The sequence below is a fragment of the Cupriavidus sp. KK10 genome (genome assembly GCF_018223725.1).
GTDB classification, from domain to species: domain Bacteria; phylum Pseudomonadota; class Gammaproteobacteria; order Burkholderiales; family Burkholderiaceae; genus Cupriavidus; species Cupriavidus necator.
In genome coordinates this window covers 191085-206586 of record NZ_CP073678.1, presented here as the reverse complement: position 1 = coordinate 206586, position 15502 = coordinate 191085, and the positions used below count along the sequence as shown (strand labels likewise).

Below are 15502 nucleotides of genomic sequence, written 5' to 3'. Positions count from 1 at the left end.
GGCCCGCCGATACGCCGGAGAACGGCGTATTGACGAAGGTGACGAAGCGGCCAGCGAGACCCAGTCATGCGGGCGCTCCGTTCATCGACATACGATTCACGCTTGACTCGCGAGAAGCAATGCCAGGCCGGCCCCCACTCCTGCCGGAATGCCAACGCGCTCGATCATGCGCGCGGGAGCGCCGCCGATCACCTCGACCGGTACCGGGCAACTCTCTAGCAGCTGGTTAGTAAGCGAGTGCTCCACCGCGCGCACGAACGCGCTTTTTCGTGCGGTGCCGATGAGAACGCGATCGCAATGCAGCTGGCTCGCCATCTCTGCGATGCAACGTGCCTTGTCGCCAACCTGGAAGTGCGCAGAATTCGGGACGCCGGCGGCATCGAGCATACGCCGCGCCTCGGCAAGCTCCTCGTCGGCCCGCTCGCGTTGGAAGTCGGCACGCAGCTGGGGGGCCGTGTAGCGTTTCACGTAGTGTGAGAAAGGCGGCTGCACGTTCAGCAAATGGATTCGCTGTGCATCACCCTGGCGGAATTCGGCGATGGCATGCTGCACCGCAAGCAGCGCGCTGGGTGAGCCGTCGCAAGGCAAAAGGAGCGTAGCCATGTCGCGATATCTCCTGAAAGAGATGGGTGATGCACTCGCCCGTGCCGTTGGAAAAAAAGTACGGCGGCAGGTTCGCGAGCCGTCTTGCCGCGACGCACGCAGGTACGTGGCAATGACCCGACCGTTCCCGCGGCCATCCATGGCGCGGCGGGTTCCAATTCATCGCTCGCGAGTGCGGACCGGATGCAACGACTGCCGAATCCTAGGCACCGCTGCAGGTGACATTTGCAATCTAGGATGCGAAACTGCCAGGGAAAAGCAGATTGTTTGGATACCATCATTCGAAAAAATGGGAGGATTTGCCTGCATGGCCAGGCTCCGACACGGGGCGATCATGAACTACAAGCATCTCCACTATTTCTATCAGGTAGCCAAACTTGGGGGCGTGATCCGAGCCAGCGAATGTCTGCATCTGTCGCCGCAGACGATCAGCAGCCAGATCCAGTCCCTCGAAGAGGCACTTGGCATGCCGCTGCTGATCAGGAGCGGACGTGGTCTAGCGCTTACCGAGACAGGACGCATGGTGTTTGGCTACGCTGAGGCCATCTTCTCTATCGGCGCGGAACTTGAGGAGGCCGTGCGTGAGTATCCCCACAAAGGCAAGCTGCTAGAATTCCGCGTGGGCGTTGCCGACGCCGTTCCGAAAACGATTGCCTGTCGGCTGATCGAGCCGGCCTCGCAGTTGCCGGAACCCGTTCGCATAATCTGTCGCGAGTGGAAGCTCGACATGCTGCTTGCCGAGTTGGCGCTTCACCGCCTCGACCTCATCATCGCGGATGCACCGATTCCCTCCGCCGTCAGCGTGCGCGCTTTCAACCACCGGCTGGGTGGTTGCGGGATCAGCTTCTTCGCCGCGCCAGCGCTGCGCGAGTTTTGCAACAGGCCCTTCCCGGCGTGCCTCGACGGGGCACCCATGCTCATGCCCGCCGAGGAGTCCGCGGTCGGCCAGCGCCTGCGACACTGGTTGCAAGCGCGGGCGCTGCGCCCGCAGGTCGTCGGCGAATGCGACGACAGCGCCCTCGCCAAGGAGTTCGGACGGCGCGGGATGGGCATCTTTATCGGGCTCACTGTCCTAGAGCGGGACATCGAGAAACAATTCGGCGTGCGTGCGCTCGGGGCGGCCACCGACGTGGCGGAAGAGTTCTTCGCAATCTCGGTCGAACGCCGCATTACACATCCTTGCGTGACGGCGATTACCGAGGCCGCGCGAAACGAGCTATTCGCACCGGCATCGCGCGAGCGACCGCGCCGAGCCGGAGCCTGAGGCATCGCGAGCGAACCCTCCTGTGCGCGAGGCTCTACCGCGGAGCGTAGCCTTGCTCGGCGAGCGCTTTACCCAGCCGGTCTACCGCGTCTCGGATCGCATACGCTTCCTCGTCGTCGACGGCGCAGGCACGCATGTCCGTCCAGGTGAGGCGCTTGACGAACTGCGCCAGCGCCTCGTGGTCCTCCGACTGTAGGTGACTGTAGGGGGGGCCGAAACGCAGGCGTCGCAGCGCGGCCATTGAAGCAACCAAAAAAGGGGACGTCTGGAGCGCATAGCCGGCGACCTACCAAAGGCGCGCCAGAGACGGCCAAACTATCTGGTAGCTTGGCGGACAAGCCGTGCGAAATGAATAAAAAAGCACTCAGAAGGGTGTAATGCCGTTCAGTTAAGAGCTGAACGGCATTTTTGTATGGAGCGTCAGAGGAAGTTGTAAACCTTGCGCCGGGGTGTTAACTTTCGGGCGCGATGCTCTCCAGTCACCTGACCTTCCTGCTCGAAGCGCAACAGCCAGCCGACTTAAGTCGGCTGGCCGAGCATCTGCCGTACGAGTGGATCGAGCGTGCGGTAGAGGCGACGGGAACGGCGAGTATTCGTCGCCGTCGGTTGCCCGCGGAACAGGTGGTTTGGCTGGTGATTGCGCTGGCGATGTACCGCCATTGGTCGATCAGCGAAGTGCTCGACAACCTGGAACGGGCATTGCCTGATGAGGTGGCGCCGTTCGTCAGCAAGAGCGCGGCGGCACAAGCTCGCCAGCGCGTGGGGGAAGCGCCGCTGGCCTGGCTGTTCGAACGAACAGCACGTGCCTGGAGCTTGCAGGATTCCAGCGACTACGCCTTCAAGGGACTCAGCCTGTGGGCGATGGATGGCACGACGCTACGCACGGCCCATCGACATGAAATTCAAATGCAGAACTGTCCGATGAAACGGGGTAACCCCAAGCCCCAGAACGGGAAGTGAGCATCGTCGGGCCTAAATATTCGCTGAAGGCGCCGCTCAGCGGTGAGGGAGATCGAGTCAGGCTCTCGGTGGAGTGCTGAAGGTACCAACCCCGATTAACAGAGAAATCTGACACTCGAGCATAGGACTCGGTCTGGTTGCACCACTCTGGCACGTCGCGGCACTGTGCGGAGTGGAACAGTAAGCGTCGAACCAGGGGGGCAAACATGTCTAGAATCGGGGCAGGCTCCCGGCGATCCGGGCGTCGGCATGAGTCAGATCCGCGTGTACTGACCGTTCAGTAATCCAAAGAACAGACAGCTGGTAAGCGGGAAGGTGCACCCGGATCCGGCGACGACGTTGCTGATTTTCTTTCCGGGGAGTTATGGCATGCGTATGCAGATCGCGCGCAATGTGTTCTGGCTGGTTGCCGAGCGCGGCTTACAGGTGGCGTTCGGCATCGTCAGCGTGGCCATGATCGCACGCGCCGTCGGACCAGAGGGCTTTGCCGAGTTCCAGTACGCGCAGTCGCTGGTGCTAATTGCGTCATCGATGGCCTTGATCTGTGGCAATGAAGTGGTCATCCCGCGCTTGGTGGCCAACGATGTGCCAGCCGCGCAGCATCGCCTACTGGCTCATGTGTATGGCTTAAGCGAGCTTGCCGCGGTGGCGGGCTATGGGCTGCTTCTGGCGCTCGTGGCGATGACAGAAGAGGACACGGTCATTGTGATGGTCGTCGCCATCCTCGGCTTCCCCATGCTGTTGCGCGAACCGTTCGGTGTAGTCCGGTCCTGGATGCAGGCGCGTACCGATAGCCGGCCTGGCGTGGTGTACGGCATGATCGGCCTTGCGTTCCGAGTAGTGGCGGTCTCGGCGCTCTACTTGGTTGGCATGGACTCCGCCCCGGATTTCGCGTGGGTCATCGCCGTGGAGTCCATCTTGATCGCCGGGCTGCTGGCCCGCTATTACCGGCTGCACAGCCCCCGCGTTGCTGTGCGCTTTGATTGGCCGCTAGCCAGGCAATTGCTGCGAGACGGCTCGGTGTTCTGGGTAGGCCTAATGCTGATGTTCGGTGCCAAGCGCGTTGACCAACTCCTGCTTAGGCCACACATCTCCTTGTTCGATCTAGGTGCATATGCAGCTTGTATGCAGATCCTGGACAATTTCATGATGCTCAGCGCGATCCTTGCCAGTTCAGTCGCGCCGTTAATGATCTACGCGCAGCCAACCATTGCGCTGGTGCGGCGAAATGTGCTGAGTGTTGCCCTCGGCATGGTCGCCGTCGGCGTGGCCGGTGGCGTGGTGCTCGCCTACTGCGCCCCCTGGATCATTACACTGATCTACGGCGAACATTATGCTGCGGCGACAGACCTGCTGCGGCTTTGCTCCTGGGCCTCCGGCCTGGTGTTCGCTGATACAGCGCTGTCGCTGCTAGTGATCCATCTGCGCAAACCGAAGTGGTTGGTGGAGAAATGGCTGCTGGTGCTGGTTACCATCGTCATGGTCGACCTCATCGCGATCCCGAACCACGGTGCAAGTGGCGCCGTCTACGGCTATATCGCGGGCAATGCAGTGGCTGTGATTGTCGGTATCGGTTTCTTCTTCCGGTCACGAGAGCCTTTCGCGGCAGAGCAGGCCGCGTCAGCCAGATCCTGGTTCTTACGTTGAATTGTGGCTGTTGGCAATGTTGGGGTCGCTTCAGAAAAAGGAAAATATTGCACGCTAAGCCTTCGACGGGCCTGCCAGGACAGCTACGCGGTCGCCAAGACCGGCGTGCTCGGTCGCATCAGATTGCTGGGGTACAAGCCGGGCGCGACTGTCAATACCAACTCTTCGGCCTTATATCGCCACCAAGTTGGTGAAGGCGGCTGAATACCTAGGCCATCCTGACGATCCCCGTGGAGCGCCTGGGACAACTCAAGGGGGTTGGCCGCATCTGTGCGCTTCCTGTGCTCCCGCGAGTCGCGGCGTTACCGGATCGACCATCACAATCAACTAAGACCAGTGCCTAAGGTGCTCTCGCCCCCTCGTCTATGATGTCTGCGAACCGGCCGGATCGCCGCTGCCCAGCATGGCGATCAAACGCACATAGACCAGTTCGCTGAACAATTCCACAAGCGTTTGCGTGACGATGATCGCAGGCAGCACCGGCACCGCACCAGGCACTGCCAGTGCCAATGGGAGTACCACGAGCGAATTGCGAGTACCGACGCTGAATGCAATCGCCCGTCCGGCCGCCGCCTCAAGGCGGGAAATCCGGGCGACGAGCCACCCAAGCAGGGGGGCGCAGATCGCAAAAGCCACATAGATTGGAACCACACGCCAGGCTACGTCGATGGCTGGGCCTAGCTGTGGCACCACGGCGGCAACGACGACGAAAAGGACCAGCGCAGTGGCCGGCACCGGCATCAGTCCAAGCTTCGTTGCCACTCGCGAGCCGGTCGCGCTTAGGGCCGCCCAGACCTGTGTGAGCGCGGCCAGGGCGAGGGGTACGGCAATCAGCCAGACGAATGCGTGAATAAACGGCCCCAATTTGACAAGCCGGGCAGCATCTTCACCAAGGAATACACCGAGGTAGCCCGGCAACAGCAACATTTGTGCGATCAGCAGTGCCGGGGTTGCTGCCAGCAACAACCGAGCGTCGGCGCGCCCAAGATGGGAGAACGTAACGACATAGTCTATGCATGGTGTGAGCAGCACCAGGAGCACCCCGAACTGCACCATGGGGTCGACGGGTAGAAACTGCACGAGGACGCCTACGAGAAGCGGAGCCACGACGAAATTTGCAACGACCAGAGCAGTGAGAAAGCGGAGTTGCCCGAGGGCCCGCTTGAGTTCCGCCACTGGCACTTGCAGGAACGTCACAAACAACATCAGCGCCAACGCAGGATTGACGGCGACCTCGAACAACGCGGTCGTATCGGGTACCAACAAGGCGGCGACCGTGGCGGCCGCGACGGTGCAGAAGTAGATGGCAACTTGCCGGCTTTCCAGTATGGGGTCCTGCCAAGATACGCCCAATCCACTATCATAAGCCTTTCGGTTATGATGAATCCATCTAACTGTGCTCATTTGATATAAGGCGGGAGATCGAGACGTACGAAGGCTTTTCTTGTTTTCAGCCGGGAGAATGGCATGAAGGCAGTACAGAATGGACTGTCGGCAATTGAAGGGCAGGGCAGCTATCGATGCAGCAAGCCTGTCACGTGTCGCCGGATGGTCGGAGAAGTTCTAGTGGGTGCAGCACGTGCACAGCGTGTTGGAGCACCCGTATCAAGTCTTCCAGTTCCTCCACAATGGTCTCGGCCTGCTGGACCAAGGTAGGATTCGTGTCTCTTGAGACGAGACTAGCACCATTGAGAACCGTATGGGCCATGCCATGTAATTGGAGTAGGTCGTCGCGAATCCCTTCTGGCTCGCACAATCGAGTTCGAAGAGTATCAACTAGGTCCACAATGCGCAGGATCTCCCGGGTGTCGAAACTGTCCTGCAGGCAACGCAAGGCCTCGGTGTCAACCGGGCCATAAGGGGTCTGGGTGTTAGGCATGGCGTGGTTTCCGAACGGAGAATGCTGGGGCAGCGAAAATACTGTCGTGGATCCAGGCCTCCGGAGTCCGCTCAAGGTTTAGCTTGTAGTCGCCAAAGCGCTTGATGTTGCTGGTGAGATATGGGCTGAGGAAGCTGATGTCGTCCACGTCGACCTTGATACCGTCCTTCTCCATGGCACGAAGCGCCTGCATCATGTCGGCGGTGTTCTGAAGGATCACTGCGGAGGCGATCAGATCGTTGTAGCGCAATCGCTTTTGCTGTTCGTCGGGGTCGTTCACGGGCAGCACATCGCCGCCGAACGAGAACCACTTGGCAAAGCCATTGTAGGACTCGATCTTGTTGGTCGTCGCAGTGATTTCCTGGCGCAATTCGCGGCTACCGATCCACTCCAGCAGAAACACGGTGCGAACAACCTTGCCCAGTTCCTGAGCGGCTAGCAGGAGGCGATTCTTGCGACTATCCGATCCCAAGCGGCGTAGCAGTAGGGGAGAGGATATGGTTCCGGCCTGGATCGACAATGCGACCTGCATTAGATCCTGCCAGTGAAGGGTGATCAGGTCCCAATCCACCGCGGCCGAAAAAAGGCGGTCAATGTGACGATATTTGGAAGTGGAATCGGCTCGGTAAAGTTTCAGATCCTGCCAGTTACGAATTCGCGGCATTAGGTTGATGCCCAGCAGGTAGGTAAAGGCAAAAACGGCAGCTGACTGGCCCTGGGTGTCGGCATGCACCGTGTCTGCCTCCGAGCCTGTCAGATTTCTTGTGTGTTGAGGTCATGAGACGATATCGAAAGAAACGCCCTTATGACCGAAACAACAAGCATGACCAAGAAGAGCAAGAAATCGAGCGCGCCGAAGCTGTTTCCGGATGAGTTGATCGATCAACTGCTGGCTCAGGTACAGAACAAGGACGCCGAGTCGATTCTCGGTGAATCAGGCTTGGCCGGCTTGCTCAAGAAGCAGTTGGCCGAGCGTATGCTTGCCGCCGAACTGACGCACCATCTGGCCAGCGAGGCCAAGCAAGGCAAGAGCGGCAATCACCGCAACGGCAGCAGTGCAAAGACCGTCATCACGCCCAACGGCGAGCTGGAACTGGACATTCCGCGCGACCGGCAAGCCACCTTCGAGCCGCAACTGGTCGCCAAGTACCAACGCCGGCTGTCCGGCTTCGACGACCACGTAATCAGCATGTATGCACGCGGGATGAGCGTGCGTGAGATTCAGGGCCATTTGCAGGAACTGTATGGGCTGCAGGTCTCGCCTGACCTGATTTCCACCATCACCGACGAAGTGCTGGCCGAGGTCGAACAATGGCAGCAGCGCCCGCTGGAGGCGATGTACCCCATTGTCTACTTCGACGCGCTGCGCCTGAAGATCCGCGACGAAGGCACCGTCAGGAACAAGGCGGTGTACCTCGCGCTGGGCATCCGCGCCGATGGGCGCAAGGAAGTCCTCGGCCTGTGGATCGAGCAGACCGAAGGCGCCAAGTTCTGGCTCAAGGTCTTCAACGAACTGAAGAACCGCGGCCTGGAGGACATCCTGATCGCCGTGGTCGATGGCCTGCGCGGCTTCCCCCAGGCAATCGAGGCCGTCTACCCGGGCGCGCAAATCCAGACCTGCATCGTCCACCTGATCCGCAACTCGCTCAACCTGGCGAGCTGGAAGGATCGCAAGGGCCTGGCGACCGCGCTCAAGCCGATTTACCAGGCTGCCACGGCCGATGCCGCTGCCACTGCGCTGGATGCCTTTGCCGGCAGCGACTGGGGCCGCAAATTCCCGACGGTGGCCGACATGTGGCGGCGGCAATGGGAGCAGGTCATCCCGTTCTTTGCCTATCCGCCGGAAGTGCGCAGAATCATCTACACCACTAATGCCATCGAGAGCATGCACATGCAGTTGCGCAAGATCGTCAAGAACCGGGGCCACTTCCCCAGCGACGAAGCCGCCAGCAAGCTGCTGTACCTGGCCTTGCGCAACATCGAGAAAGATTGGAAGATGCCGCCCATCACCTGGAAACAAGCGGCCAACCAGTTCGCCATTCTCTTCGGTGACCGCTTCACCAACGCCCTATGCTGAGATTTATTTAACCGACCTCAGCACACAGAATTTCTGACACCTCCCTGCCTCCACGCTCAGGCCTGCCTTGAGCAAGCCCTCGATGACGTAGACCGCCTCCCACACGCCGGGCGGGATGAAGTGTCGGAATACGGCGATGTAGTTGTCTGCGACATGCCGGTAAGCCACCGCGCCCTTCTTGCGGTAGCGGAAGTGGTAGCCCGTGAGCAGGTTATTGTCGTAGAAATCGTATTGCGTGCCGTCAGCCGCCACGGTCTTACCGTCCCCCCAATGCTTGGGCAGGTCGAGCTGGAGATACAACTCGATCAATTCGCGCTGCGCGGTTTCCAGCCGTTCGAGGCTCATATGCCGCCGATTGACGAATGACATCATGTGCGGCGTCACCCGTTCGCCCATGTGGCGAGCTGCCTGCGTGGGTCCGAGATTGCAACCCATCGCGAAGATCGTCAGCAAGTAGCGCTCGGCGGCATGGCGGATCTTGGGATCGCTGCCGGAGAGCGGGCCGAAGTGGCGCGTGAAGTGGGTCCAATGCTCGATGTTGGCCAGGACGTCCAACAGGTTGCGGTTCGGTATGTGGCCGATCAGCGTCTGCTGAAGCGCAAGCGCGCTGGCGGGGATTTCCTTGGCGACGGTCCGACGGAGTACCGGCTCGCCGTTGCGGCCAATGGTGACGTGCTGACGCTTGCTCGGGAAGCAGTCGTCCAGGTTCTGTGCCGTCACGGCCAACCACTCACGTAGGTGTGCAACGAAATCTTGCGCGTTGGCCGGCATCTCCAACTTGGCGCAGTAGTCAGGGAGGCGCCGCTCGCATTCACGCCAGGGCAACAGATGCAGCCGGTAGTCGGCATACGCGTCTGAGCCGACGACACAGAGGTCGCCAGAGCGCAATTCGCTGGCCATATGCGAAAGTACGCATAGCTCCAGATGGCGCCGATTGATGCCTGGCCCCAGCTTGTCAGTGCGATAGACGAGCTTGCGCCACCGCTCCGAGGCGAAGCTCAGATCGACGTCAGTGGAAAGCCACTCGCGGTGTAGAGCCGCATTCTTCAACACCACTGCCAGTGCGGCCAGCAGGGTGCATGACTGGCTGGTTGACTGCCACTTCAGCACTTCGGCGAGGCGCAACATTACTGAGCGGTGCGGGCGAAAATGCCGCCACAAGAGGGGCAAGTAGTTGTTCCCGCTGAAGGCGCGGACCTCGGCGCAGCACTCACGTAGAGGCTCCAAATCGCCTGAGGGGGCAAGAAGGCGACGTACCTCCACGCCGATCTGAGCGTCGTCGTCGCCCTGGGCGACGATCTCCACCACGCCATCGAGCAGCGCGACGAGCTTTTCCATTTGCGCGCGCCGGCGGGAGTGGATTTGCTCCAATTCCTCCCGTGCCCGCTTGTGGATGGCGCTCATGCGCCGGATAAACATTTCGGCGAGATCGTCCCGCACCCGTACCCGCATTTGATTGAGGAGGGCCACCATCAGCGTATAGCGTTTCTCCGGCAAGATCTCCTTGAGATTGGCTGCGTCCAGGCTCATGGCCTGGCTCGCCAAGGACCGCAGCTTCGACGCCGGCACGCCTGCAACGGTCTTGGAAAAGTCGCCAATGGTGTCCAGCCAGGTCAGATGCTCGATCAGCAGAGTCAGGTGCTTGCGCGAGGGACGCAGCGCGTGGCGTTTGATGTTGTGATAAGCGGTCTGACGGCTCGCCAGGTCTCGGGTCAGCAGCCGGTCAAGCCGGTGTCGCTCGTCCTCGGACAGGCGTCGTGTGATACGGCGAAACAGGGCCGTTTGCGTGCGCGCGTGGACTTGCTCAACGATGGCATCCAACGTAGAGAAGGATGGCAGTTCGATTTGATGCAGGACCAGCGCGTCGATCGTCGCGTTGATGATGTCAACCGGCTGGTCCATCGTTTCGGCGGCGTCGCGCGCGGCGCGGATAGTAACCTCGTTGGCATCGGTGCCGAGGTAGGCCTGGATACCAAGGAACTCTCGCACCGCCCTGTAGTGCCGGAACAAAGTCGGCGACACCTTTCGGTCGTAGCCAAACCTCGTACCTGGGTTCAGGCCGGCGCTGATGCGTACCAGCTCCGTCACGCTGGCGGGAATTGTGTCAAGGTCCGGGAAGTGGTGTAGCTGCTGAAAGACCTTCAGGAGCACCAGCAGACCAAGTCGCGATTCTTGCCCGCGTGTGGACCGAGTCGCCCAGTCCAGCTCTTCCGCGCTGGGTATGTAGCAGGCCCGCAATTCCTTGAGGGAAAAGACCTTCGGGAAACGCGGGTAGGCGGTACGCTCGACGGTAGCCATACAGGATCTCGACAATCGCTGAAAGGCCGGCCAGCCTAGCTGGGGCAGGTGACAGTTTGCCTCTTATTTTAGAAAGTAATGAATGTTGCTGTCTTTATAACCTAAAGACTTATGATAGCGGTTTGGGCGTATCTTGGTCAGGGGCCGTACGCGTGAGGAAGCAGAAGCTGCTTTCACTCGCCTGAGGGCTTGGGTGGACGCTAACGGCTTGAAACTGCATCCCGATAAGACCCACATTGGGGACTGCCGGTTGCAGGGTCATGGCCCGCCTGGCCGCTGTCGTTGCTGGGAACGCCGCATGGCTGGCCATTGTGCTGCCTACTGCAGGTTGATTGTCCTTCATGCTGACAACTTGCGGCGCGGCCGGAATGCGGCTTCTCCTGCGACTCGAATGAGGGCAGCGGCCTTCAATTCGGCGCTTGCGAAGGCATCTTCCTCCAACGGAACCGCCCGTCCGGCCCGAAATACTGTTTGGACTGTCCCGGTCACCGTATGGTGTCGGACGAGTACAAAGCCCTGGGGAGGTGTCAGGAATTCTGTGTGCTGAGGTCGGTTAATTAAATCTCAGCGTAGGGCGTTGGTGAAGCGGTCACCGAAGAGAATGGCGAACTGGTTGGCCGCTTGTTTCCAGGTGATGGGCGGCATCTTCCAATCTTTCTCGATGTTGCGCAAGGCCAGGTACAGCAGCTTGCTGGCGGCTTCGTCGCTGGGGAAGTGGCCCCGGTTCTTGACGATCTTGCGCAACTGCATGTGCATGCTCTCGATGGCATTAGTGGTGTAGATGATTCTGCGCACTTCCGGCGGATAGGCGAAGAACGGGATGACCTGCTCCCATTGCCGCCGCCACATGTCGGCCACCGTCGGGAATTTGCGGCCCCAGTCGCTGCCGGCAAAGGCATCCAGCGCAGTGGCAGCGGCATCGGCCGTGGCAGCCTGGTAAATCGGCTTGAGTGCGGCCGCCAGGCCCTTGCGATCCTTCCAGCTCGCCAGGTTGAGCGAGTTGCGGATCAGGTGGACGATGCAGGTCTGGATTTGCGCGGCCGGGTAGACGGCCTCGATGGCCTGGGGGAAGCCGCGCAGGCCATCGACCACGGCGATCAGGATGTCCTCCAGGCCGCGGTTCTTCAGTTCGTTGAAGACCTTGAGCCAGAACTTGGCGCCTTCGGTCTGCTCGATCCACAGGCCGAGGACTTCCTTGCGCCCATCGGCGCGGATGCCCAGCGCGAGGTACACCGCCTTGTTCCTGACGGTGCCTTCGTCGCGGATCTTCAGGCGCAGCGCGTCGAAGTAGACAATGGGGTACATCGCCTCCAGCGGGCGCTGCTGCCATTGTTCGACCTCGGCCAGCACTTCGTCGGTGATGGTGGAAATCAGGTCGGGCGAGACCTGCAGCCCATACAGTTCCTGCAAATGGCCCTGAATCTCACGCACGCTCATCCCGCGAGCATACATGCTGATTACGTGGTCGTCGAAGCCGGACAGCCGGCGTTGGTACTTGGCGACCAGTTGCGGCTCGAAGGTGGCTTGCCGGTCGCGCGGAATGTCCAGTTCCAGCTCGCCGTTGGGCGTGATGACGGTCTTTGCACTGCTGCCGTTGCGGTGATTGCCGCTCTTGCCTTGCTTGGCCTCGCTGGCCAGATGGTGCGTCAGTTCGGCGGCAAGCATACGCTCGGCCAACTGCTTCTTGAGCAGGCCGGCCAAGCCTGATTCACCGAGAATCGACTCGGCGTCCTTGTTCTGTACCTGAGCCAGTAGTTGATCGATCAACTCATCCGGAAACAGCTTCGGCGCGCTCGATTTCTTGCTCTTCTTGGTCATGCTTTTTGTTTCGGTCATAAGGGCGTTTCTTTCGATATCGTCTCATGACCTCAACACACAAGAAATCTGACAGGCTCAGCCCTGGTACTTCCCACTTGCAAGTTGCTCTGTAAATGCCTTGAAGTCGTGATACCCCGCTCGCCTGACACTTTCCATTTCCTCTCCCGGGAATTTCAGGTTGCTTTCAGTGCACGGCAGTGCCGCGCTGATCGCTGCCCTTAATGTGTTCAGAGAGATAGTGCCGATAGGCGTACTCCACTTCACCGTCCGCGTCTAGGTGCGCATCAAGTGGGTTGTCTCGGCACTGCTTGCATGTGTGCCGAGAGCACTCGTCCTTGCCTTCGGCAAGAGTTACGAACCCACGGTATCGTCCCGATGGCAGTTCTTCCACCGAAGTGATGATTGATATACATCCACGTTGATACGATGCCATCACGCCCTCCAGAGCGTCGACGATAATTCCATTCTAACAATGGAACTCGGCTTCACAACCCGTTTGCACGCATTCCAGGCCGCATCTGATGGTGCGCCTCCTGCGGCGCCGAGACTAGTGAAAGGAATTGCGGATCGTTGACGAATTGTGGGCCGAAGACGACAAGACATATAAGAGCTGCTTTGGCTCAGTAGTGAGCAGGGGACAGTTCACGACCATTGCGCGCCTTTATATTGCCTCGCATCCAGAGCAATGGAACCAACCCGGATTTGTCTTGGTTCGTAATGCGGTCAATGAAACTTGCAATAAGAACCTGTCTGCACGGGTGCCCCGCTAACGTCCCATCTCTCCGTCCCCTTCATCGTGACCTGACAAAGACGGGCCGGCGCAAGCCGGCCCGTTCAGTCGAACCTCTCTTTCGGCGCGCGCGCCGGCAGTCAGTTGTACTTCTGGGCCTCGTCCTCGTCGTCGCTCACCCATTCGACAGTCTTGCGGTTGGACTCGCTCAGCTCGATCTGGGGCGTGCGCTTGAGCTTGATGTAGGCCAGTTGCTTGTTCATCGCCTGAGACTCGGCGTCGTAGCGATAGATATGGCGCAGGATTCCTTCCAGCTCGCGGATCTCGTCCATGCGCACGTTCAAAGGATAGGCCTGGAGGGCGGGAGACGAGGAAGGCTGGGCCTCCTAAAGTCCGTGTTCGTTGGATATGTCGTGCACCTTCCCGACAGCGGCGAATTTGTCGGCAGTGCCAGCGAACCACAGCCCAGTGTCATGTTCTACAAGTACGCGGTCATTTCGAGCCTTGCCAAGATCTATCCTCATCACCGCGCGGCGCACAAGGTTGCCATTGGCATTCAGAATGCATCGAGCGGGTGGTAAACCGGACTGGCGCGCGCCCTAGGCGTAAGCGGATCGCCAGCACCGTGGTTGACGACGAGACAGGAATGGTGCTGCTTTAGGCTTGCAACGCCGGTTGAGCGGCGACGTTCCACGGCAGAAGTTCGTCGATCCGATTGACGGGATGATCGGCGATGCGGGCCAAGACGTGACGCAGATAGGCATCGGGATCGATGCCGTTGAGTTTGCAGGACCCGATGAGCGAGTACATTGCGGCCGCGCGCTCGCCGCCACTGTCAGCGCCGGCGAATAAAAAATTCTTCCGACCCAACGCGACACCGCGCAGCGCATTCTCCGCGATGTTGTTGTCTATCTCTGCCAGGCCATCATCACAGTAGTAGATTAGCGCTTGCCACTGGTTCAGCATGTAGTTGATGGCTTTGGTCGTTTCCGACTGCGTCGAGAGCGTCAATAGCCGCTCTCGCAACCACACTTCGAAGCTGTCCAGTAGGGGCCGGGATCTTTGCTGCCGCACCTGTTGACGCACGGCAGGTGGCTTACCCCGGATTTCCGCTTCGATGGCATAGAGCTCGCCGATCCGGCGTAACGCCTCCGTTGTGGTCGGCGTTGCCTTGCGGACATGTAGATCGTGCACCTTACGGCGCGCGTGGGCCATACAAGCTGCTTCGCGCACACTGCCATCGGTAAAAACAGCGTTGAAGCCCGCATACGCGTCTGCCTGCAGGATGCCGCGGAAGCCGGCCAGATGCGCTTGGGGATGTTGGCCCTGGCGATTTGGTGTGTAGGCGAACCAGACCGCAGGTGCAGCATCCGAACCCGATGCGCGATCGTCCCGCACGTAAGCCCATAGTCTTCCCGTCTTGGTCTGTCCCTTACCTGGCGCAAGTACCGGCAGCGGTGTGTCGTCCGCGTGCACCTTGCCAGGCATCATCACGTATCGGTGCAAAGCCTCGACCAGGGGGCGTACCAGCGCACCGCAAGCGCCGACACCGCGAGCCATGGTCGTGCGGTCCAGCTCCACGCCCTGCCGGGCATAGATGGCGGCTTGGCGGTACAGCGGTTGATGATCAGCGTATTTGGCAACCAGTATGTGAGCGTGCAGCCCCGCCGTGGCAATGCCGCGCTCAATCGGCCGGCTTGGCGCCTCAGCCTGGACGATGCAATCACAACAGGCGCAGGCCTTCTTGCGCCGCACCTGCCGAATCACCCTGAATGAACTGCTGATGATATCGAGTTGCTCCGAGATGTCCTCGCCCAGCGGCTTGAGCTTACCGCCGCACTCTGGACAGGCTTCGGTCTCAGGCTCGAGAATGCGCTCCTCCCGCTCCAAGTGCTCCGGCAACGGCTTGCGTACCGCTTTCTTCCGGACAGGAGGGGTAGCCTGCGGATCGGCTTCGGTTTCGGCCGCACCTTCCTCGGACAGCAGATCTTCTAGTCGGGTCTCGAGCTGTTCAATCTGTCGATCCAGCTTCTCGGACTTCTGGCCAAACTGCATCCGCCTCAGCTTCGAGATCTGCAGATTTAGCTGCTCGATCTCCATGGAGCGGACCACCAAGGCCCGTTCCATGAGTGCGAATCGATTCCCGCTGTGCCAACACCAAGGCCTTCAGGGCCTCAATGTCGTCGGGGAGATCGCTGGGGTCGATTGGCATGCGCGGCAGTTTAC

10 protein-coding genes and 4 pseudogenes are annotated in these 15502 nt (G+C 60.1%); 5 read left to right on the top strand and 9 right to left on the bottom strand.

Annotated features, from left to right (window positions below):
- Positions 1 to 96 precede the first annotated feature (96 nt).
- A complete protein-coding gene (locus KB879_RS32135; protein WP_211983495.1) occupies positions 97 to 603 on the bottom strand; it encodes a universal stress protein in 507 nt (168 codons plus the stop codon).
- 334 nt (positions 604 to 937) lie between these two features.
- Between KB879_RS32135 and nhaR the strand changes: the two genes are divergently transcribed.
- A complete protein-coding gene (gene nhaR, locus KB879_RS32130) occupies positions 938 to 1867 on the top strand; it encodes a transcriptional activator NhaR (protein ID WP_211983489.1) in 930 nt (309 codons plus the stop codon).
- 34 nt (positions 1868 to 1901) lie between these two features.
- Here the strand turns inward: nhaR and KB879_RS32125 are convergent, their stop codons facing one another.
- A complete protein-coding gene (locus KB879_RS32125) occupies positions 1902 to 2108 on the bottom strand; it encodes a hypothetical protein (RefSeq protein WP_211983487.1) in 207 nt (68 codons plus the stop codon).
- Positions 2109 to 2335: 227 nt separating this feature from the next.
- Here KB879_RS32125 and KB879_RS32120 point away from each other — a divergent pair.
- Positions 2336 to 2752 (top strand): annotated as a pseudogene (locus KB879_RS32120) (transposase domain-containing protein); the annotation flags it as partial.
- A 414-nt stretch (positions 2753 to 3166) separates the two neighbouring features.
- The gene (locus KB879_RS32115) at positions 3167 to 4474 is read left to right on the top strand and encodes a lipopolysaccharide biosynthesis protein (protein WP_371827456.1); all 1308 of its coding nucleotides are present in this window, start codon (positions 3167 to 3169) and stop codon (positions 4472 to 4474) included.
- 363 nt (positions 4475 to 4837) lie between these two features.
- Here KB879_RS32115 and KB879_RS32110 read toward each other — a convergent pair whose 3' ends face one another.
- From KB879_RS32110 to KB879_RS32100, 3 genes and pseudogenes are all read right to left on the bottom strand, one after another.
- Positions 4838 to 5878, bottom strand: coding sequence for an arsenic resistance protein (locus KB879_RS32110; RefSeq protein ID WP_211983485.1), 1041 nt, complete (start codon positions 5876 to 5878; stop codon positions 4838 to 4840).
- Between the two features lie 130 nt (positions 5879 to 6008).
- Entirely contained in the window at positions 6009 to 6353 is a 345-nt protein-coding gene (gene tnpC, locus KB879_RS32105; RefSeq protein ID WP_211983484.1) for a Tn3 family transposase post-transcriptional regulator TnpC, read from the bottom strand.
- Positions 6346 to 7098 (bottom strand): annotated as a pseudogene (locus tag KB879_RS32100) (Tn3 family transposase); the annotation flags it as partial. The pseudogene KB879_RS32100 and the gene tnpC, both read right to left, overlap by 8 nt.
- Positions 7099 to 7176: 78 nt before the next feature.
- Here KB879_RS32100 and KB879_RS32095 point away from each other — a divergent pair.
- The gene (locus KB879_RS32095) at positions 7177 to 8430 is read left to right on the top strand and encodes an IS256 family transposase (protein WP_211984286.1); all 1254 of its coding nucleotides are present in this window, start codon (positions 7177 to 7179) and stop codon (positions 8428 to 8430) included.
- Between the two features lie 45 nt (positions 8431 to 8475).
- Here KB879_RS32095 and KB879_RS32090 read toward each other — a convergent pair.
- The 3 genes and pseudogenes from KB879_RS32090 to KB879_RS32080 form a co-directional block, all read right to left on the bottom strand.
- Positions 8476 to 10728, bottom strand: a pseudogene (locus tag KB879_RS32090) (Tn3 family transposase); the annotation flags it as partial.
- Positions 10729 to 11292: 564 nt separating this feature from the next.
- On the bottom strand, positions 11293 to 12546 hold the full coding sequence (locus tag KB879_RS32085; RefSeq protein WP_211980211.1) for an IS256 family transposase: 1254 nt from the start codon (positions 12544 to 12546) through the stop codon (positions 11293 to 11295).
- Between the two features lie 870 nt (positions 12547 to 13416).
- A complete protein-coding gene (locus KB879_RS32080; RefSeq protein WP_211983482.1) occupies positions 13417 to 13608 on the bottom strand; it encodes a hypothetical protein in 192 nt (63 codons plus the stop codon).
- 81 nt (positions 13609 to 13689) lie between these two features.
- Here KB879_RS32080 and KB879_RS32075 point away from each other — a divergent pair, with 81 nt between their 5' ends.
- The gene (locus KB879_RS32075; protein WP_211983480.1) at positions 13690 to 13857 is read left to right on the top strand and encodes a hypothetical protein; all 168 of its coding nucleotides are present in this window, start codon (positions 13690 to 13692) and stop codon (positions 13855 to 13857) included.
- A 76-nt stretch (positions 13858 to 13933) separates the two neighbouring features.
- Here the strand turns inward: KB879_RS32075 and KB879_RS32070 are convergent.
- Positions 13934 to 15488 (bottom strand): annotated as a pseudogene (locus tag KB879_RS32070) (IS66-like element IS883 family transposase).
- Between the last annotated feature and the right edge of the window lie 14 nt (positions 15489 to 15502).